The sequence below is a fragment of the Streptomyces sp. S6 genome, from assembly GCF_054880855.1.
The window spans coordinates 44,982-63,235 of record NZ_JBTYMC010000003.1; the positions used below are offsets into that span (position 1 = coordinate 44,982).

Here is an 18,254-nt window from a genome sequence, read left to right on the forward strand (position 1 = left end):
GATCATGATGAACCGCGTCTGGATACTCCCCGCCCTCCTCGCCCTCGGCGGCGCCGTCTCCGCGTCCGGCCTGCTGACCAGGGAGAACCCGGTTGCGGCGGTGGCCCTCACGCTCCTCTTCGCGGCCCTCGCGTTCATCAACTCCCCTTTGATCTTCCCCAAGTCGATCACCGAAGCGGAAGCCCAGGCGGCCGACGACGGCCGCCCGGTCATCTATTGGCGCCCCACCTGCAAGTACTGCATCCGCCTCCGCATCCGCCTCGGCGGCAAGGCCCGCGAACTCCACTGGGTCAACATCTGGGCGGACCCCGCCGCGGCGGCACGCGTCCGCGCGGCCAACGACGGCAACGAGACCGTGCCGACGGTCTTCATCGACGGCCGCCCCCACGTCAACCCCGAAGCCTCCTGGCTGAAAGCCCAGTTGACGTCCCCGACCGCAAAGTGAACTCGCACCACACGATCTTCCCGACGCCCCTCTCCCGCACCCCCCACTTCGCACTCAGCGCGGCAACGAGCACGAGCCCCCGCCCACCCTCGTCCTCATCCCCCTCCCGCGCCTGAGCGATACGCGGCATCCCGTCCCCGCTGTCGTGCACCTCGACGAGCACCACGTCCCCATCGAGCCGCATCGACAGCATGAACTGCCGCCCCACCGGCACCCCGTGCAACAACGCGTTGGTGGCCAACTCACTGACACACAGCAGCACATCGGACGCCCGCGCACACTCCACGAGCCCCCACTCGGTCAGATTCTTCAGGGCGAACCGCCGGGCAGTGGGCACGGACCGCCGATCACGACGGAAGAACCTCTCGCGCAGGGACGGCCGTTGAGTTGTTCCGTTCACGGGACGAGAGTTGCGTGGGATCTCTACGGTGGAACACCGCGCAAACCCGTACGACGGTTTCGTACGGGTCGGCACGGGTGGACCGCGCCCAACTCCGGGGGATACACGCGAGCATGAGCCCAAGGAAGCCGTCGAGGCCGAAGAACAAAACGTCGATGAAGATGCTGGGCAGGCAAATCGCGGCCGCCCGCCGCGAGTCCGGCCTGACTCAGGTCGAACTCGCCCTGCTCATCAACATCGACAACGAGACCATGGCCTCGATCGAGCAGGGCCGACGGCCTCTGAAGCCGGACATCGCACGGAAGATCGACAAGGCCCTTGGCACCAAAGGGGTGTTCGAGGAGGGCGTGGACAACCTCCCGGAGATCGACCAGTACCCGCTTTTCGCCGAGCTCTACATCGACCACGAGCGCACGGCGAAGAAGCTGAACTGGTACGACAACACGGTCATGCCCGGCCTCCTCCAGACGTCGGAGTACGCGGAAGCGGTGCTGCGGGAACGGGTCCCGGCGTACTCCGAGGAGGAGATCCAGACGAAGCTGGAGGGCCGCGTCGAGCGGACGGAGATACTGCGCCGGAAGAACCCCCCGACGATGAGCTTCGTCCTCTGGGAGCCGATCCTGCACCTGATGGTCGGCGGACCGGAAGTCCAGCAGCGGCAGCTCCGCCACCTGCGGGAAGTCGCCGACCTGCCCAACGTGACGATCCAGATCCTCCCGCTGAACAGTCGTCACAATGCCGGACTCAACGGCCCGTTCATCCTTCTCGAAACCGAGGACCACCAACGTCTCGCATACACCGAGAGTCAGCGTGGCAGCCACTGGGTTTCGGACCCGGAAGAAATGTCCATCCTGGAGAGCAAGTATGCGATGCTGCGGACACAATCCTTGGACGTTGAGGAGTCCAAGAACCTGCTTGACCGCTTGCTAGGAGAGCAATGAGCACCGAGGCACTTCAGTGGTTCAAGTCGACATACAGCGGCGATGAGGGCGGCGCGTGCCTCGAAGTCGCCGTCGCCTGGCAGAAGTCGAGCTACAGCGGCGACGAAGGCGGCCAGTGCCTCGAAGTCGCCCAGTGCCCCACCACCATCCACATCCGCGACTCCAAGCAGCCGGAAGCCACCGCCCCCAACCTCCGCCTCTCCCCCGCCACTTGGACCGCCTTCGCAACCAGCCTTTAACCAACAAGATCGTTACCTAGGGCCTGTTCCTGTCGATATACCAGGCATGTTGATCACTGAGACAGGCCCCACCCTGGGAGAACAATGAGCGCCGAGGCACTCCAGTGGTTCAAGTCGACATACAGCGGCAGCGAAGGCGGCGCGTGCCTCGAAGTCGCCATCGCCTGGCGGAAGTCGAGCTACAGCGGCAGCGAAGGCGGCCAGTGCCTCGAAGTCGCCCAGTGCCCCACCACCATCCACATCCGCGACTCCAAGCAGCCGGAAGCCACCGCCCCCAACCTCCGCCTCTCCCCCGCCACTTGGACCGCCTTCGCAACCAGCCTTTAACCAACAAGATCGTTACCTAGGGCCTGTTCCTGTCGATATACCAGGCATGTTGATCACTGAGACAGGCCCCACCCTGCGTGACGTCCTCTTCGAGGACGGCGGCGTCCACCCCCACCACCGCCGCGCGATCACCTCCCCCCTCTTCCGCCACCGCCCCGAAGCCACCACCGAGGAGCGGTGGCGACTGGCGTACGACAGACTCCGCCACCTGCACGAGGAACTCCCCTTCACGGCGGAACAGTTGGCGCACAGCCCCCGTGAACTCGCCGCCCTCCACGAGTGGACGTCGGTGGTGGACGGCGCGACGTCGACCGTCGCTGGCATCCACTACAACCTCTTCCTCGGCAGCCTCCTGGACGACGAGGACTCCCCGCCCCGGGACCTCACCCCCTTCACCACCCTGTCCCGCACAGGAACGTTCCTCTGCACGGAAGAGGCCCACGGCAACGACGCCTCGGCCCTGGAGACGACGGCGACATACGACATCGACGCCGACGAATTCGTCCTCCACACCCCGCACGAGGGCGCGGCCAAGTTCATGCCGAACACGAGCCCGGCGGGCGGCCCGAAAACCGCGGTGGTCGCGGCCCGCCTGCTGACGAACGGCAAGGACGAGGGCGTCTTCCTGTTCCTGACCCCCCTGACGGACGAAACGGGCCCCCTCCCCGGCATCACGATCACTCCCTTGCCGGAACGTATCGGCAGCCCGGTCGACCACTGCGTCACCACATTCACCGACGTCCGCCTCCCCCGCACGGCCCTGCTCCAGGGCCCCCACGGACGCCTCCAGCCGGACGGCACGGTGAAGAGCCTCCTCGGCAGCCCGAGGAAGCGCTTCCTCACGGCGATCGACAGGGTCACCACGGGCAAGCTCTGCATGAGCGCAAGCGCGGTCGGCGGCGCCCGAGCGGCCCTCGCGATCGCCGTCCGCTACAGCGAACACCGCAAGGTCTCCGCCCCGACCGGCGGCACCCGCATCCCGATCTCGGCGTACAGCACCCACCACAGCCGCCTCCTCTCCCGCGTGGCGACGGCCTACGCGATGACGTTCCTGCACCGGGCGGTCATGGCCGAGTGGCTCAGCCACTCACCCACCGAACCAAAGGTCATCCGCCCCCGAGAGGCCGAGTGGCTGAACCACTCGACCACCGGCCCATCGGCCACCCGCCCACCGGCCACCCGCCCCGCAGAGGCCCACTGGCTGAGCCACTCACCCACTGGACCATCGGCCACCGGCCCGGGAGAGGCCCAGTGGCTCAGCCACTCACCCACCGAGCCAACACCCACCCACCCCACAGAGGCCCACTGGCCCAGCCACTCACCCACCCGCCCAGGAGAGGCTCACTGGCCCAGCCACTCACCCACCAACCCACCGGCCACCCGCCCAGGAGAGGCCCACTGGCTCAGCCACCCCACCACCGACCCCGCAGAAGCAGAACGCCTCGTAGCCATCGCCAAGGGCTGGATCACCTACCAGGCCCGCGACATCATCACGGAGTCCCGCGAACGCTGCGGCGCCCGCGCCCTCTTCCCCGTCAACGGCCTCGCGGACTTCATGGCCAACGCCGAGGGCGCGATCACGGCCGAGGGCGACAACCTCGCCATCTGGTCCAAGGCCGGCGCGGAGATGCTCTTCGCCCACCCCCTCGCAGAGGAACAGCCCCGAGCGACCGGAGCCGAATCCGTAACGGACGTAACGTTCCTGCACAGCGCCCTCACCACAGCCGAACGCCACTGGCACCAGACGGCCCGCACAGCCCTCCGCGCACCCACCCCCGACTCCAGCCCCCACTCCGGCGCCTTCACCCGCTGGAACAACGCCTCCCTCCCGGCCCTGACCCTGGTCGAAACCCACGCCCTGCGCCAGGCCTCGGACGCCTTCGCAACAGCCTGCACCCGCACGGACTCCCCCCACCTCCCCCTCCTCCACGCCCTCTTCCTCCTCCGCCACCTCCAGCCCTACGAGGGCCTCCTCGCGGCGGAAGGCGCCCTGACCCCCGCCCAACTCCACGCCCTCCCCACAGCCCGCGCCACCCTCACCGCCACCCTGGCCCCCCACCTCCCCACCCTCACCGAAGCCTTCGACATCCCGGAGGAACACCTGGGCTCCCTCCCGATGCTGGCCTCGTAGCCCCCCACGCCCGACCGGGCCGTCGCTCCAGAACGACGGCCCACACCCCCTCCGCCCCTCTCCGCCCCCCTCCGTGCGAGACCACCTCTTCCGGATGAAGGTCTCCGAATCCCGCGTCCACGCCCAGCGGTTGTGCATACGGTGGACCGCCATGGAGCAACGGACAGACACCCTGCGCCTGGAGATCAGAGCCGCATCGGACGACGCGGATCACACGACGCTCGACCTGTACCGGTGGCTGGAACAGGACCCGGACGTCCGCGACCACGCCGTCCTCAGCCGCCGCTCTCTCGACCTCGACACCGAGTTGGACGGCGACTTCGACGGCGAATGCGACGGCGACTTCGACCTCGGGACAATGGGGTCGGTCGAGATCATCAACCTGGTGCTCAGCCAGGGCGTGGCCCTAGCGAACCTCGCACTCTCCTACGCCACTTGGCGCACGGCACGTCCCACGGCCACGGGAATCACGATCACCGCCAACGGCCGGACGGTCACCCTGAGCGGAGAGTGTGACGCCGAAACGGTGCGCCGGATCCTGGAGAGTCTGGACGCGGACGGACCACGGTGAACGGCCTGCCGGACCCCGCCACTTCACGCGCGGTCCTCATCGGCGTCAGCACCTACCACCACCTGCCCGGACTCCCCTCGGTCGCCAACAACGTAACCGCGCTCGCGGAGTTGCTGACCGACCCCGACCTGTGGGGCCTGCCCAAGAAGCACTGCGTCGTCCTGTCCGATCCCGGCAACCCCGTCCGTGTCCTGGACAGGGTGCAAGCAGCCACCGCCCAAGCCGGCGACGCCTTCCTCCTGTACTTCGCAGGACACGGACTGCTGTCACCCGGCAGCGACGCCGCCCTCCACCTCGCCCTGCCGGCCTCGCACGCCGAACGGCTGCACTCCGCAGTGGAGTTCAGCCGGCTCCGGCACATGCTCACGGCGTGCAAGGCGCGCAGCAAGGTCGTCGTCCTCGACTGCTGCTACAGCGCCCGCGCCATGGAAGGGCATCTGGCCGCGCCTGTCGAGTTCGCCGATCAGACCGGGGTCGACGGGACGTACGTGATGACGGCATGCGGGGAGACCAAGACGGCCCTGGCCCCGCCGGGCGAGGAACACACCGCGTTCACCGGCGAGTTGATCAGGACGCTGCGCGAGGGGATCCCCGCCGGTCCCGATCCGCTGGACATGGAGGCGGTCTTCTCGCAGGTACGCCGGGAGCTGATCGCGAAAGGCCGGCCGGAACCGCAGCAGCGAGCCCGCAACGCCGGACACCGTATCGCCCTCGTGCGCAACCGCTGGACGGGAGCGAGAACCCCCGAGGCCCTCGCGTACGGGACGGCACTGCGGGACCTGTTCCAGCGCGCCGGCGCTCGGAGGAACGGCAGGGCCGATGCGCCCGACCCCATGCTCAACCGCTACCTCCAGGGCGAGAGTGTCGCACCGGCAGCCTTCCTCACGGACCTCGCCCGTTCCCTGGCCGAGCGCGGACACCCGTTGCCGCAGCCGGACTTGGACCGTCTCCACGACCTCCGCCGCAAGGCCCAGGCAGTGGACCCGGACCCGGCGGTCCAACTGCTGCACTCACAGGAGGAGTTCCGGCGGCTCAGGTCCGACTGGGAGCAGGCCGAACGCGAGCACACCGCGCGGACCGCCCGCCGGCTCGCCGAACTGGAGGAGCAACTGACCGGCCTCGGGCAGCAGTTGGCCGACGCCGTGACCCGCACGGAGACCGTGGAACGCGAGCGCGACGAGATCCGCGCGACGGCGAACCTGCAACGCGTCCGACTGGAACACGCCCGCGACTACACCCGCCAGGTCGAGACCGACCTGACCGCGTACAAGGAGGAAGCCCGGCTGCTGCACGGCGAAGTCGCGGTCCTGAGGAAACAGGTGCGGCAACTGCTGGACGAGCCGTCCCCGCGACCGGCCGACAGAGCGACCGTACGGATCGCCGCGAAGAACGCCGTCGATGCCCACGGTGCGGCGCGGTCCCGGGCGGCCGAGGAGACCGCCGCCTCCGGCCCCCGCGCGGTCTGGATTCCAGCGGAACATCGCCCGACGATCTCGCCCGCGGGGCGCGTACGGTGCGGCAGTGTGCTGGTCATCTCCTCGGTCCCGCCCGTGTCGGCGCTGGCCGCCGCCACCGGCTTCGTCGAAGGCATGCAGGCGCATCCGGGCCCGGCCGTCTGGAAACTCGTGCTGTACGCCGTCGTCACGCTCATCGGGGTGGCCGTCGTCTCCGTCATGGCTCTGGTCGTCTGCGTCGGCGTCCTGGAAGAGTGCGACCCCTGCGTGTGGGATCCGGACTGCCAGTCCTGCCGTGCCACCGCCAACGACCTGAAGGGCTCCCACAGCGCCAGAGGCGCGGCATCCCTGTTGACCGGTATGGCGATCACCTTCGGCGGAACCGTCCTCGCCCTGATCCTGGGCCCGCTCGGCGCGGCGCTGGAGGAAAGCGGGTACGACCTCCTCGGCCACCGGTTCGCCGACTGGGTCGGACTCCTGTGACCAGCACCGGAACCGACGCCGCCCCTCGTTGTCAGTCCCGCCCCCTACAGTCACCCCCATGGCGACACTCCCGAACCCCCTGCCCCGACTGGCCTCCGACCCGAGCGGACGCTCGCTGGGGCTGCGGCTCCCCCCGGGGAGGGTGATCGGCGCGGGGGTGATGTGGTGTGCGGAGAAGGAGGCCGCGCCGGGCACGTGGGCGGCGTTGGGGATGCCGGCCGGCCGGGCGGGACTGGTGCCGGTACTGGTGGCCGCGGGGGACCCGCAAGGGGGGCCGGAGAGCTGGGAGTTGGCGCCGCAGGAGGCGTCGTATCCCGGGGATCACGACGGTGAGGAGGTCCTGGAGGAGTACTGGGCGGAGGAGGCCGGGGACGACGAGGAGTGGCCGGGCCTCGCCCCGTCGCCCACGCTCGTCGCCGACCCCGACGTGCGCGCCGCCGAGATCGCCGACTCCCTCACGCAGGACGGGAGTTACGCGGGCCTGCGGCTCGCCCTGACCCCGGCCAGGCGCAGCGCGGACGTCCCGGCGGCGCTGGGCTGGAGCGGCGCCGTCAACTACGAGGAGGACGTGGCGCGGCTGTGCGCGGTCCTGCGGTCCTGGGAGGAGCGGTTCGGCATACGCGTCGTAGCCCTCTCCTACGACCGCCTCTCCGTCTCGGTCGCCGCCCCGCCGGCCACCCCCGAGGACGCCGAGGCCCTCGCCCTCGAACACCTCGGCCTCTGCCCGTACACGGTCCTGCGGACGGACGAGGACACGCTGGAGACATACGCGAAGGGGTTGATCGGCGCCCCGGTCTGGCACTTCTGGTGGGACTGACCCCACCGACCCCCACAGACCCCGCCCCCGCCCCGGCATCCCGAACTGGCGGACAACGCCCGCCAGTTCACCCTCACCCCTTCGTCCCCGTAGCCCCATACACATTGATGTCCGCGTCGGTCACATCATTGATGTCCCGATACCGGATCTTCTCGATGTCGTCCAGCGCCTCGAACTCCTCCGCCTCAATGGCGGGCGGCAGCGGCGCGGGCCCGGGGTGCCAGCGGTGCACCGGCACCACGCCGGGCGGGGAGTCGAGGACGAGCCCGGGGGTGTCGTCGAAGAACCGCGAGACCTCCTCCCGCGACCGGAAGACGAAGGTGAACCCCCGCTCGGTGTACGTGCGTTGGACGGCGCGGGTCGGAATCGGATGCATCTCGTCCGTCAGGTGCGTCAGCATCAACCGGCTCCCAGGCGGCAACGCCTCGACCAGCTCCCGCACGATGGGATACGCCTGCTCGTCCTCCACGAAGTGCAGGACGGCGACGAGACACAGGGCGATCGGCTGCCCGAAGTCCAGTGTCTGCGCGGCGAGTTCGAGAATCCGCCCCGGCTCGCCGAAGTCCGCGTCGACGTAGTCGGTACGCCCCTCCGGCCCCGACGTCAGCAGCGCGCGGGCGTGCGCGAGGACGATCGGGTCGTTGTCGACGTACACGACCCGCGAGTCCGGAGCCGTCCGCTGCGCGATCTGGTGGACGTTCTCGGCGGTGGGCAGCCCGGTCCCGATGTCCAGGAACTGCCGCACCCCGTCCTCCGCGAGCCGCGTCACGGCTCTGCGCATGAAGTCCCGGTTGTGCCGGACGTCGAGATACCCGCGCGGATTCGCCGCGAGCCCCGCGGCGGCGGCCTCCCGGTCGACGGGGTAGTTGTCCTTCCCGCCCAGGAAGACGTCGTACACCCGCGCCGAGTGCGCCCTGGTCGAATCGATCCGCTTGCGCAGCTCAGCGGGGTCCACATCGAGCGCGTCACCGGACATGGGGCTCTCCCTCCGTCACAACCGTCAAAGATCCGTCAACAACCTAACGCTTAAAGGCAGTTGACGTACTCAACGCACCACCTCGACGCATCACGGACCAGCCACCCCGCCCTCACCCCCTCACTGCCACCCCTCCAACTTCCGAGCCGCCTCCACCGCCCAGTACGTCAAAATGTTCCGCGCCCCCGCCCGCCGAATCCCCGTCAGCGTCTCGAAGATCGCCCGATCCCGGTCCACCCACCCCTTCTCCGCCGCAGCCTCCACCATCGAGTACTCCCCGGAGATCTGATACGCGACGACAGGCAGCTCCACCGCATCAGCCACCCGCGCCAGAATGTCGAGGTACGGCCCGGCCGGCTTGACCATCACCATGTCCGCCCCCTCCTCCACATCCAGCGCCAACTCCCGCAGAGACTCACGCCAGTTGGCCGGGTCCTGCTGATACGTCTTACGGTCCCCCCGCAAGGACGACCCGACAGCCTCCCGGAACGGCCCGTAGAACGCGGAGGAATACTTCGCGGTGTAGGCGAGGATCGCGACGTCCTCCCGCCCGATCTGATCGAGCGCGTCCCGGACGACGCCGATCTGGCCGTCCATCATCCCGCTGGGCCCGACGACGTGCGCGCCCGCGTCCGCCTGCACCTGGGCCATCTCGGCGTACCGCTCCAGCGTGGCGTCGTTGTCCACGCGCCCCTGCTCGTCGAGGACCCCGCAGTGCCCGTGATCCGTCGTCTCGTCGAGGCACAGGTCGGACATGACGAGCAGCTCGTCCCCGACTTCGGCCCGCACATCCCGGATGGCGACCTGCAAAATCCCGTCCGGATCGGTCCCCGGAGTACCGTTCGCGTCCTTCTTGGACTCCTCCGGCACCCCGAACAGCATGATCCCGGAGACCCCCGCCTCCACGGCCTCCACGGCAGCCTTCTTCAGACTGTCCCGCGTATGCTGCACAACCCCCGGCATCGCCCGAATCGGCACCGGCTCAGCCACCCCCTCCCGCACAAACGCGGGCAGGATGAAGTCCGCCGGATGCAACCGAGTCTCCGCAACCATCCGCCGCATCACAGGAGAGGTACGAAGCCGCCGAGGCCGGGCCCCGGGAAAAGAACCATAGGTAGCCATATCCCTAAGCTACGCCCGCCCCACCCCCACCTTTGCCGACGCCAAGTCGGCGCCCCACCCCCACCCTGACCACCACCCCCTCCACCACCCCAGGCACCCACTCCACAAACGCAGGGCAAGTGCCCACCAACTCAGCCACCGTCTCCGGCCACCGGCCGCGAAGGAGCCGAAGGGGCGCGTCGGTGTCGAGGACACGATCGCGCGCAGGCCCGAAGGGCTGAGCACGTTCGTGTCCTCGACACCGACTTAGGCGCCCCGCAGGCGAGAGAGCAAATGTCACAGCCCCGCGCGCCAGCCCAACAACCAACGCCCACAAAAAAACAAAACCCCTCAACGCAGGCCCCCATACCCGCCCCCACCCCTCCCCCCTTAAACACCAACGGCGAAGCGCCCTCCCCGCCCCCCGCGAGAAACACGCTCCGCCGTCCCCTCCCAAACCCCTCAGGTAGCCCGGCGCCGCCGCCCACCCGGCCGCCGCTCACTCGGCCGCGTCACAGGATCCCCGGCGTCCAGAGCAGCAGCCCGCCGCCGAAGCCCGAACTCCGCCAACGCCTCCGCCAACGCCTGCGCGGACGGCTCCGGAGCCATGACATCCACCCGAAGCCCATGCTCCTCAGCAGTCTTCGCGGTGGCCGGCCCAATGCACGCGATCACCGTCACGTTGTGCGGCTTCCCGGCGATCCCCACCAGGTTCCGCACAGTGGACGACGACGTGAACAGCACGGCATCGAACCCACCCCCCTTGATCGCCTCCCGAGTATCAGCAGGCGGCGGCGAGGCCCGCACAGTCCGATACGCGGTCACGTCATCCACCTCCCACCCGAGGTCGATCAACCCGGCGACCAGCGTCTCGGTGGCGATGTCGGCGCGAGGCAGGAAAACCCGGTCGATCGGATCGAAAACAGGGTCATAGGGAGGCCAGTCCTCCAGCAACCCGGCGGCGGACTGCTCCCCGCTGGGCACCAGATCCGGCTTCACACCAAACGCGATCAACGCCTTGGCGGTCTGCTCCCCCACAGCCGCGACCTTGATCCCGGCGAAGGCACGCGCATCGAGCCCGTACTCCTCGAACTTCTCCCGCACAGCCTTGACCGCGTTCACCGAGGTGAAGGCGATCCACTCGTACCGCCCGGTGACGAGCCCCTTGACGGCCCGCTCCATCTGCTGAGGCGTCCGAGGCGGCTCGACGGCGATGGTGGGAACCTCATGCGGCACGGCCCCGTAGGACCGAAGCTGCTCGGACAGCGAAGCAGCCTGTTCCTTGGTCCGCGGAACCAGCACCTTCCACCCGAACAACGGCTTCGACTCGAACCAGGCGAGCTGATCCCGCTGCGCCGGCGCCGAGCGTTCCCCGACGACGGCTATAACGGGCCGCCCGCCATCGGGCGAGGGCAGCACCTTCGCCTGCTTGAGCGTCTGCGCGATGGTCCCGAGGGTCGCGCACCACGTCCGCTGCCGGGTCGTCGTCCCGGCGACGGTGACGGTCAGCGGGGTGTCGGGCTTGCGCCCGGCGGAGACCAGCTCACCGGCGGCAGCGGCGACGGCGTCCAGCGAAGTGGAGACGACGACGGTCCCGTCGGACGCCCCCACCTCCGTCCAGCACCGGTCGGACGCCGTACGGGCGTCCACGAACCGGACGTCCGCCCCGTGCGCGTCCCGCAGCGGCACCCCGGCGTAGGCCGGGACCCCGACGGCGGCGGCGACACCGGGAACCACCTCGAAAGGGACCCCGGCGGAGGCGCAGGCGAGCATTTCGGCTGCGGCGTACGTATCGAGTCCGGGGTCACCGGACACCGCACGGACGACCCGCCTGCCGCCCCGCGCGGCCTCCATGACAAGATGTGCCGCATCCCGCACCACGGGAAGCGCAACGGTCGCTGACGCACTGTCAACTACCGTGGGCTGTGGTGCGATCGTGCCCGGGGCGGGGTCCGTGGGCACGACGGAGACGCCGGTACGGGCGTGCGTCCGGACGACGTCGAGCACCTCGTGCTCGGCGACGAGGACGTCCGCGCTCGCCAGCGCCTCCACGGCGCGCAGAGTCAGCAGTCCCGGATCCCCGGGTCCGGCACCCAGAAAGGTGACGTGCCCGTGGTCCAGGCCGGAGGGAAGGGTGGTGGGGCTCAATGTGCTCGCTCCCCCATCAGACCGGCCGCGCCCTGGGCAAGCATCTCGGCGGCGAGCTCGCGACCGAGCGTCATTGCCTGGTCATGCGTCTCGGGCACGGGACCGGTGGTGGACAGCTGCACCGTACGGGAGCCGTCGGTCGTACCGACAACCCCTCGCAGGCGCATTTCCTTGACAATCTGCCCGTCGGCCAGAAGGTCGGCCAGCGCCCCCACAGGTGCGCTGCAACCGGCCTCCAGGGCGGCGAGCAGTGACCGTTCGGCCGTTACGGCGGCCCGCGTGAACGGGTCGTCGAGTTCGCCGAGCGCGGCGACGAGGTCGGCATCGGATGCCGCGCACTCGATCGCCAGTGCCCCCTGGCCGGGGGCGGGCAGAACCGTGTCTATCGACAGGAAGTCGGTGACCTCGTCGCCGCGCCCGAGCCGGTTGAGCCCGGCGGCGGCCAGGACGACCGCGTCCAGTTCGCCGTCGTGCACGTACCGGATGCGGGTGTCGACGTTCCCCCGGATCGGCACCGTCTCGATGCCGAGGCCGTGGGTGCGGGCGTACGCGTTCAGCTGGGCCGCCCTGCGCGGCGAACCGGTCCCGACGCGGGCCCCGTCCGGCAGGTCGGTGAACTTCAGCGCGTCCCTGGCGACGAGTACGTCCCTGGGGTCCTCGCGGACGGGGATCGCGGCCAGCGTCAGCCCCTCGGGCTGCGCCGTCGGCAGGTCCTTCAGCGAGTGAACGGCGAAGTCGACGTCCCCGGCGAGCAGCGCGTCGCGCAGCGCGGTGACGAACACGCCCGTCCCGCCGATCTGCGCGAGGTGCTCGCGGGAGGTGTCGCCGTACGTCGTGATCTCGACGAGTTCGACCGCCCGGCCGGTCACCTGCCGTACGGCCTCGGCGACCTGCCCGGACTGGGCCATGGCGAGCTTGCTCCGCCTCGTCCCGAGTCTCAGTGCTCTTTCTCTCATGCCGGGTCCTTCTCGTCCGTTGCCCGGGACACGGCGGCGACCGTCTCCTGGTCGAGGTCGAACAGGGTCCGCAGCGCGTCCGCGTACCCGGCGCCGCCGGGCTCCGCCGCGAGCTGCTTGACCCGTACGGTCGGTGCGTGCAGCAGCTTGTCGACGACGCGCCGCACGGTCTGGGTGATCTCGGCCCGGTGCTTGTCGTCGAGCCCCGGCAGCCGCCCCTCCAGCCGCGCGATCTCGCCGGCCACCACGTCCGCGGCCATCGTGCGCAGGGCGACGACGGTCGGTGTGATGTGCGCGGCGCGCTGCGCGGCCCCGAAAGCGTTCACTTCGTCCGACACGATCCGCCGGACCTGGTCGACGTCGGACGCCATCGGCGCGTCCGCGCTGGCCTCGGCCAGCGACTCGATGTCCACCAGCCGCACCCCGCCCACCCGATGCGCGGCCGGGTCGATGTCCCTCGGCATCGCGAGGTCGAGCAGGCACAGCACGGGTTCGGCGGCCGGGACGACGTCGAGGGCCCTCTCGGGACGGCGGCGCTCCGGAATCCGGCCGATCGTCGCGGCGGTCTGCGCGAGCGCCGAGATCAGCTCGGCCTCCCGCTCGGCCCGCCGGTCGGCCGCCCCGCTCGTCCCGGTCTCCACCCACGCGGCGTGCTGCTCCAGCGTCGCCGCGTCCATCCCGGCGACGGCCGCGTCCCCGGCGACGGAGAACCCCTGCTGGACGGCTCCGAGGTCGAGGGGACAGGAATCTTCCGTGGGCTGCGGTTTGACGACGGTCAGCGCGGGAACGGCGTCGACGACCGCCGCCTCCGTGAAGACCCGCCCCTCGACGGCCCGAGCGACATCCTCACCGGTCAGCACGGTCCCCGTGGCCCCGGTACAGGACACGGCAAGATCCACACGCGCCAACTCGCCCGGCACCGATTCCATCGGGACCGCGCGAGCCGTAACGTCCGTACCGCCGTCGTTCAGTATCTCGGCAAGCCGCGCAGCACGATCAAAAGTCCGGTTGGCGACGACGATCTCCGCAGCCCCCGCCCGCGCAATCGTCGCGGCGGCCAGCGAGGACATCGACCCGGCGCCGATGACCAGCACCGACTTCCCGCGCACCCACTCCTCGACCGGCGTCTCCCGGGCGAGCTGCTCAAGCCCGAAGGTCACCAGCGACTGCCCGGCCCGGTCGATCCCGGTCTCGGAGTGCGCCCGCTTCCCGACCCTGAGGGCCTGCTGGAACAGGTCGTTCATCAGCCGCCCGGCGCTGTGCAGGTCCTGCGCCTTCGCGAGGGAGTCCTTCAGCTGCCCGAGGATCTGCCCCTCGCCGACGACCATGGAGTCGAGCCCGCACGCCACGGAGAACATGTGGTGGACGGCGCGGTCCTCGTAATGCACGTACAGGTAAGGCGTCAGCTCGTCGAGCCCGACCCCGCTGTGCTGCGCGAGCAGCGTCGACAGCTCGGCGACCCCGGCGTGGAACTTGTCGACGTCCGCGTACAGCTCGATGCGGTTGCAGGTGGCGAGGACGGCGGCCTCGGCGGCCGGGTCGGCGGCGACCGTGTCCTGGAGGAGCTTGACCTGCGCGTCCGCGCTGAGGGAGGCCCGCTCCAGGACGCTCACGGGAGCGGTGCGGTGGCTCAGGCCCACGACGAGGAGACTCATGCCGGCATCACCGCGGGGACGTCCCCGTCGGGCCCCTGCTCGGAGTCGGCGGCCGGCACCGGCGCGGACGCGCCCTCGGCGATCTCGCCGGCCTTGCGCTGCTCGTGGAAGGCGAGGATCTGGAGTTCGATCGAGAGGTCGACCTTGCGGACGTCGACGCCGTCCGGGACGGTCAGCACGGTCGGCGCAAAGTTCAGGATGGACGTCACCCCGGCGGCCACGAGCCGGTCGCAGACCTGCTGGGCGACGCTCGGCGGGGTGGTGATGACGCCGATGGAGACGCCGTTGTCCTGGATGATCCGCTCCAGGTCGTCACTGTGCCGGACACCCATCCCGGCGACCTGACGGCCCTCCATGGCCGGATCGGCGTCGATGAGAGCGGCCACCCGGAAGCCACGCGAGGCGAACCCGCCGTAGTTGGCGAGGGCGGCGCCGAGGTTACCGATGCCGACGATGACGACCGGCCAGTCCTGGGTGAGGCCCAGCTCGCGGGAGATCTGGTAGACGAGGTACTCGACGTCGTAGCCGACACCGCGCGTTCCGTACGAACCCAGGTAGGAGAAGTCCTTGCGCAGCTTGGCGGAGTTGACCCCCGCCGCGGCCGCGAGCTCCTCGGAGGAGACCGTGGGCACCGAGCGCTCCGACAACGCGGTCAGGGCACGGAGGTACAGCGGAAGCCTGGCGACGGTGGCCTCGGGAATCCCTCGGCTACGGGTCGCCGGTCGGTGAGTTCGGCCAGTTGCCACGGTGCTCCTGCGGGTAGCGCGGGGCTGTGGGCGGTCATACGTCCCCGGACCGCCCCGTCGAATGCAGGCTATGTCTTTGTGAACGCGTGCACAAAGATGGTGTCCGATTTGCCCGGCCAACGTGACCGGGGTCACGCGTTTCACTCCACGCGTCACTCCTGGGGGCAAAACCGCTCACGCTCCTCACGAATCTCGCCCCCAAGACCAGCCGACCATCGATCCTAAGCGACATTCGTACGTCTTTGGACTAGCTGGTCAGTACCTTCCGCAACCTCTCCTCGTTGACCCGCCAGAACGTGTGCTGCTCGCCGTCCACGAGAACGACCGGAATCTGCTCCCAGTAGGCGTCGTGCAGCGCGCTGTCCTGCTGGATGTCCTTCTTCTCCCACTCCACCCCGAGTTCCCCGCACACCCGCGCGACCACCGCCTCGGCGTCCTCGCAGAGATGGCAGTCAGGCTTGCCGATCAAGGTGACGTGCCTGGGAACGGAGGGCTTACGCCGGAAGAGCGGAGTCATGCACCCCATTCTGTCGCGGAGGTGTCGAGTTGTAGTGGAGAGTTCACACCCCCCGAACCTCACCGATCCGGAAGCCACTCATCGGACTGGCTATGCTCACGACATGGCCGCTCTCGGATGGCTCACTCCCCGTAGGCGCTCCGCCACGGCGCGCAGTGTGTTGGCAGGCGAGGCCTCGGCAGAGGCCGCGCGGAAGTCCTCCAAAGAGGACGAGCAGAAGAACAAAACGCAGGACGCGGAGCCTGAGTTCCCCGTCCAGGGCGACGACAAGGCCGCCGCGTTCTTCGACCTCGACAACACCGTCATGCAAGGCGCTGCCCTCTTCCACTTCGGCCGCGGCCTGTACAAGCGGAAGTTCTTCGAGACCCGCGACCTCGCCCGGTTCGCCTGGCAACAGGCCTACTTCCGTCTGGCCGGCAACGAGGACCCCGAGCACATGCAGGACGCCCGGGACTCCGCCCTCTCCATCGTCAAGGGCCACCGCGTCGCCGAACTCCAGTCGATCGGCGAGGAGATCTACGACGAGTACCTCGCCGACCGCATCTGGCCCGGCACCCGAGCCCTCGCCCAGGCCCACCTCGACGCCGGCCAGAAGGTGTGGTTGGTCACAGCGGCCCCCATCGAGATCGCCCGCGTCATCGCCCGCCGCCTCGGCCTCACCGGCGCCCTCGGCACGGTCGCGGAGTCGGTGGACGGCGTCTACACGGGCAAGTTGGTGGGCGAACTCCTCCACGGCCCGGCAAAAGCGGAAGCGGTCCGCGCATTGGCAGCAGCGGAGGCCCTGGACCTCTCCCGCTGCGCGGCTTACAGCGACAGCCACAACGACATCCCCATGCTGTCGTTGGTAGGCCACCCCTACGCGATCAACCCCGACTCCAAACTCCGCAAACACGCCCGCAAGTTGGACTGGCGTCTTCGCGATTATCGGACGGGCAGAAAAGCGGCAAGGGTAGGCATCCCGGCAGCGGCAGGCGTTGGAGCGGTAGCAGGCGGAACGGCGGCAGCGATCGCGCTGAGCCGCAGAAAACGCTGATTTCGAACGTACGGGGCCCAGTTGCCGGTTTAGGGGTGCGGGGAACTGCGCGACCAGCCACAACGCGCCCGCACCCGGCACAACACGCCCCGCCCCCTCTCTCGTAGCCGATCTTTTTCGATCAACGACCGCTCAAAACAACAAACTTGATCCACCCCCAATCGATCACAAACCCCACGTAATCGAAGTTTTGAGCAACTCGGCGTAGCAGCACCTTCACGAAGCGTTATTCTCCTCAAACGCATTCCGGGACCCGTCCACCCCTACAACAGGTGACCGGCCCCGCACTGCACGTGATGAGAAGCTCTGCCTCTGGGAGACCCGTGTACCCACACGTCGGGGTTGACGCCTCGGGCCTGGCTACGCTGCGCGAATCGATCGCAACGCTCAAGGAAACGCTGCGCGGCTGTGTCCCACCCGCGTTCGGCGTCCCCGCCTTCGCCACCGCCACCCCCGTCGGCGCGTGCTACGCGCTCGCCGACGGGGGCACCACCGTCGGCAGACGGGGCCGCGCGACCGCGACCGCGTCCACGCCGGCCAGGCGCCCTGCCGCGGACAGCGACAGCGCCCGGATGATGGACCTCGTCGAACGGGCCCAGGCCGGCGAGGCCGAGGCGTTCGGCTGTCTGTACGACCAGTACAGCGACACCGTCTACCGGTACATCTACTACCGCGTGGGCGGCAAGGCGACCGCCGAGGACCTGACGAGCGAGACGTTCCTGCGCGCGCTGCGCAGGATCGGCACCTTCACCTGGCAGGGCCGTGACTTCGGCGCCTGGCTGGTGACGATCGCCCGCAACCTCGTCGCCGACCACTTCAAGTCGAGCCGCTTCCGGCTGGAGGTGACGACCGGCGAGATGCTCGACGCGAACGAGGTGGAGCGCTCACCGGAGGACTCCGTCCTGGAGTCCCTGTCGAACGCCGCGCTGCTGGACGCCGTACGCCGGCTCAACCCCCAGCAGCAGGAGTGCGTGACGCTCCGCTTCCTCCAGGGCCTGTCCGTCGCGGAGACCGCGCGGGTGATGGGGAAGAACGAGGGTGCGATCAAGACCCTCCAGTACCGCGCCGTCCGCACGCTGGCCAGGCTGCTGCCGGAAGACGCGCGGTAACCGAACCGGTTCTCCAACTCACTTTCAGTGAAAGTCCGTTGACTTCCCGATCCGATCATCCTCAGTCCGTAACCCAAGTGCCGCGCCATTCGTTGAGCGGGATACAGGCTCCCTGTGGTCACGTTCCGGCCGCCCCCGATCACCCGATCGTGTGGAAGCGGTCGAGGACGTGCAACCTCCAAGCCCCCAGGGGAGTCGACCGTGA

At 69.3% G+C, this 18,254-nt stretch carries 18 protein-coding genes; 10 read left to right on the forward strand and 8 right to left on the reverse strand.

Annotation, left to right across the window (positions count from 1 at the left end):
• The first annotated feature begins 7 nt into the window (after positions 1–7).
• Positions 8–445: a glutaredoxin domain-containing protein gene (locus ACVNF4_RS00795; protein ID WP_461800674.1), complete on the forward strand. Its 438-nt coding sequence runs from the start codon at positions 8–10 to the stop codon at positions 443–445.
• Here the strand turns inward: ACVNF4_RS00795 and ACVNF4_RS00800 are convergent.
• Positions 390–845 carry an ATP-binding protein gene (locus tag ACVNF4_RS00800; RefSeq protein WP_461800651.1) on the reverse strand — a complete coding sequence of 152 codons (456 nt, stop codon included), beginning with the start codon at positions 843–845 and terminating at the stop codon, positions 390–392. The two genes, ACVNF4_RS00795 and ACVNF4_RS00800, sit on opposite strands and share 56 nt — an antisense overlap.
• Positions 846–958: 113 nt before the next feature.
• Here ACVNF4_RS00800 and ACVNF4_RS00805 point away from each other — a divergent pair, with 113 nt between their 5' ends.
• From ACVNF4_RS00805 to ACVNF4_RS00835, 7 genes are all read left to right on the forward strand, one after another.
• Complete coding sequence (locus ACVNF4_RS00805; protein WP_461800652.1) at positions 959–1,786, forward strand: helix-turn-helix domain-containing protein; 828 nt, start codon at positions 959–961, stop codon at positions 1,784–1,786.
• Complete coding sequence (locus ACVNF4_RS00810; protein WP_461800653.1) at positions 1,783–2,025, forward strand: DUF397 domain-containing protein; 243 nt, start codon at positions 1,783–1,785, stop codon at positions 2,023–2,025. Before ACVNF4_RS00805 ends, ACVNF4_RS00810 begins: the two co-directional genes overlap by 4 nt.
• 84 nt (positions 2,026–2,109) lie before the next feature.
• The gene (locus tag ACVNF4_RS00815; protein WP_461800654.1) at positions 2,110–2,352 is read left to right on the forward strand and encodes a DUF397 domain-containing protein; all 243 of its coding nucleotides are present in this window, start codon (positions 2,110–2,112) and stop codon (positions 2,350–2,352) included.
• A gap of 46 nt (positions 2,353–2,398) precedes the next feature.
• Positions 2,399–4,483: an acyl-CoA dehydrogenase family protein gene (locus ACVNF4_RS00820; protein ID WP_461800655.1), complete on the forward strand. Its 2,085-nt coding sequence runs from the start codon at positions 2,399–2,401 to the stop codon at positions 4,481–4,483.
• 151 nt (positions 4,484–4,634) lie between these two features.
• Complete coding sequence (locus ACVNF4_RS00825) at positions 4,635–5,054, forward strand: effector-associated constant component EACC1 (RefSeq protein WP_461800656.1); 420 nt, start codon at positions 4,635–4,637, stop codon at positions 5,052–5,054.
• Positions 5,051–6,991: a caspase, EACC1-associated type gene (locus tag ACVNF4_RS00830; RefSeq protein ID WP_461800657.1), complete on the forward strand. Its 1,941-nt coding sequence runs from the start codon at positions 5,051–5,053 to the stop codon at positions 6,989–6,991. Before ACVNF4_RS00825 ends, ACVNF4_RS00830 begins: the two co-directional genes overlap by 4 nt.
• Positions 6,992–7,049: 58 nt before the next feature.
• Positions 7,050–7,808: a DUF4253 domain-containing protein gene (locus ACVNF4_RS00835; protein WP_461800658.1), complete on the forward strand. Its 759-nt coding sequence runs from the start codon at positions 7,050–7,052 to the stop codon at positions 7,806–7,808.
• 73 nt (positions 7,809–7,881) lie between these two features.
• Here ACVNF4_RS00835 and ACVNF4_RS00840 read toward each other — a convergent pair whose 3' ends face one another.
• The 7 genes from ACVNF4_RS00840 to ACVNF4_RS00870 all read right to left on the reverse strand — a co-directional run bounded on the left by ACVNF4_RS00840 (position 7,882) and on the right by ACVNF4_RS00870 (position 15,907).
• Entirely contained in the window at positions 7,882–8,784 is a 903-nt protein-coding gene (locus tag ACVNF4_RS00840; RefSeq protein WP_461800659.1) for an SAM-dependent methyltransferase, read from the reverse strand.
• A gap of 120 nt (positions 8,785–8,904) precedes the next feature.
• On the reverse strand, positions 8,905–9,906 hold the full coding sequence (gene hemB / locus ACVNF4_RS00845) for a porphobilinogen synthase (protein WP_461800660.1): 1,002 nt from the start codon (positions 9,904–9,906) through the stop codon (positions 8,905–8,907).
• Between the two features lie 441 nt (positions 9,907–10,347).
• Positions 10,348–12,033 (reverse strand): bifunctional uroporphyrinogen-III C-methyltransferase/uroporphyrinogen-III synthase, encoded by a 1,686-nt coding sequence (locus tag ACVNF4_RS00850; RefSeq protein ID WP_461800661.1) that lies wholly within the window; start codon positions 12,031–12,033, stop codon positions 10,348–10,350.
• Positions 12,030–12,989 carry a hydroxymethylbilane synthase gene (hemC, locus tag ACVNF4_RS00855; RefSeq protein ID WP_461800662.1) on the reverse strand — a complete coding sequence of 320 codons (960 nt, stop codon included), beginning with the start codon at positions 12,987–12,989 and terminating at the stop codon, positions 12,030–12,032. Before hemC ends, ACVNF4_RS00850 begins: the two co-directional genes overlap by 4 nt.
• Positions 12,986–14,644, reverse strand: coding sequence for a glutamyl-tRNA reductase (locus ACVNF4_RS00860; protein ID WP_461800663.1), 1,659 nt, complete (start codon positions 14,642–14,644; stop codon positions 12,986–12,988). Before ACVNF4_RS00860 ends, hemC begins: the two co-directional genes overlap by 4 nt.
• A complete protein-coding gene (locus ACVNF4_RS00865) occupies positions 14,641–15,390 on the reverse strand; it encodes a redox-sensing transcriptional repressor Rex (RefSeq protein WP_461800664.1) in 750 nt (249 codons plus the stop codon). Before ACVNF4_RS00865 ends, ACVNF4_RS00860 begins: the two co-directional genes overlap by 4 nt.
• A gap of 247 nt (positions 15,391–15,637) precedes the next feature.
• Positions 15,638–15,907 carry a glutaredoxin family protein gene (locus ACVNF4_RS00870; protein WP_461800665.1) on the reverse strand — a complete coding sequence of 90 codons (270 nt, stop codon included), beginning with the start codon at positions 15,905–15,907 and terminating at the stop codon, positions 15,638–15,640.
• Between the two features lie 103 nt (positions 15,908–16,010).
• Here ACVNF4_RS00870 and ACVNF4_RS00875 point away from each other — a divergent pair, with 103 nt between their 5' ends.
• Together ACVNF4_RS00875 and ACVNF4_RS00880 are read left to right on the forward strand one after the other, a co-directional pair.
• Positions 16,011–16,940, forward strand: a complete 930-nt coding sequence (locus tag ACVNF4_RS00875) for an HAD family hydrolase (RefSeq protein ID WP_461800666.1) — start codon at positions 16,011–16,013, stop codon at positions 16,938–16,940.
• Between the two features lie 323 nt (positions 16,941–17,263).
• A complete protein-coding gene (locus ACVNF4_RS00880; protein ID WP_461800667.1) occupies positions 17,264–18,049 on the forward strand; it encodes an ECF subfamily RNA polymerase sigma factor, BldN family in 786 nt (261 codons plus the stop codon).
• The last annotated feature ends 205 nt before the right edge of the window (positions 18,050–18,254 follow it).

What these genes read in the sequence shown, in the direction of transcription:
- ACVNF4_RS00815 (WP_461800654.1), top strand. Translation starts at nt 2,110, where the DNA reads ATGAGCGCCGAGGCACTCCAGTGGTTCAAGTCGACATACAGCGGCAGC.
- ACVNF4_RS00820 (WP_461800655.1), top strand. Translation starts at nt 2,399, where the DNA reads ATGTTGATCACTGAGACAGGCCCCACCCTGCGTGACGTCCTCTTCGAG.
- ACVNF4_RS00840 (WP_461800659.1), bottom strand. Translation starts at nt 8,784, where the DNA reads ATGTCCGGTGACGCGCTCGATGTGGACCCCGCTGAGCTGCGCAAGCGG.
- ACVNF4_RS00875 (WP_461800666.1), top strand. Translation starts at nt 16,011, where the DNA reads ATGGCCGCTCTCGGATGGCTCACTCCCCGTAGGCGCTCCGCCACGGCG.
- ACVNF4_RS00795 (WP_461800674.1), top strand. Translation starts at nt 8, where the DNA reads ATGAACCGCGTCTGGATACTCCCCGCCCTCCTCGCCCTCGGCGGCGCC.
- ACVNF4_RS00805 (WP_461800652.1), top strand. Translation starts at nt 959, where the DNA reads ATGAGCCCAAGGAAGCCGTCGAGGCCGAAGAACAAAACGTCGATGAAG.
- hemC (WP_461800662.1), bottom strand. Translation starts at nt 12,989, where the DNA reads ATGAGAGAAAGAGCACTGAGACTCGGGACGAGGCGGAGCAAGCTCGCC.
- ACVNF4_RS00835 (WP_461800658.1), top strand. Translation starts at nt 7,050, where the DNA reads ATGGCGACACTCCCGAACCCCCTGCCCCGACTGGCCTCCGACCCGAGC.
- ACVNF4_RS00860 (WP_461800663.1), bottom strand. Translation starts at nt 14,644, where the DNA reads ATGAGTCTCCTCGTCGTGGGCCTGAGCCACCGCACCGCTCCCGTGAGC.
- hemB (WP_461800660.1), bottom strand. Translation starts at nt 9,906, where the DNA reads ATGGCTACCTATGGTTCTTTTCCCGGGGCCCGGCCTCGGCGGCTTCGT.
- ACVNF4_RS00810 (WP_461800653.1), top strand. Translation starts at nt 1,783, where the DNA reads ATGAGCACCGAGGCACTTCAGTGGTTCAAGTCGACATACAGCGGCGAT.
- ACVNF4_RS00825 (WP_461800656.1), top strand. Translation starts at nt 4,635, where the DNA reads ATGGAGCAACGGACAGACACCCTGCGCCTGGAGATCAGAGCCGCATCG.
- ACVNF4_RS00870 (WP_461800665.1), bottom strand. Translation starts at nt 15,907, where the DNA reads ATGACTCCGCTCTTCCGGCGTAAGCCCTCCGTTCCCAGGCACGTCACC.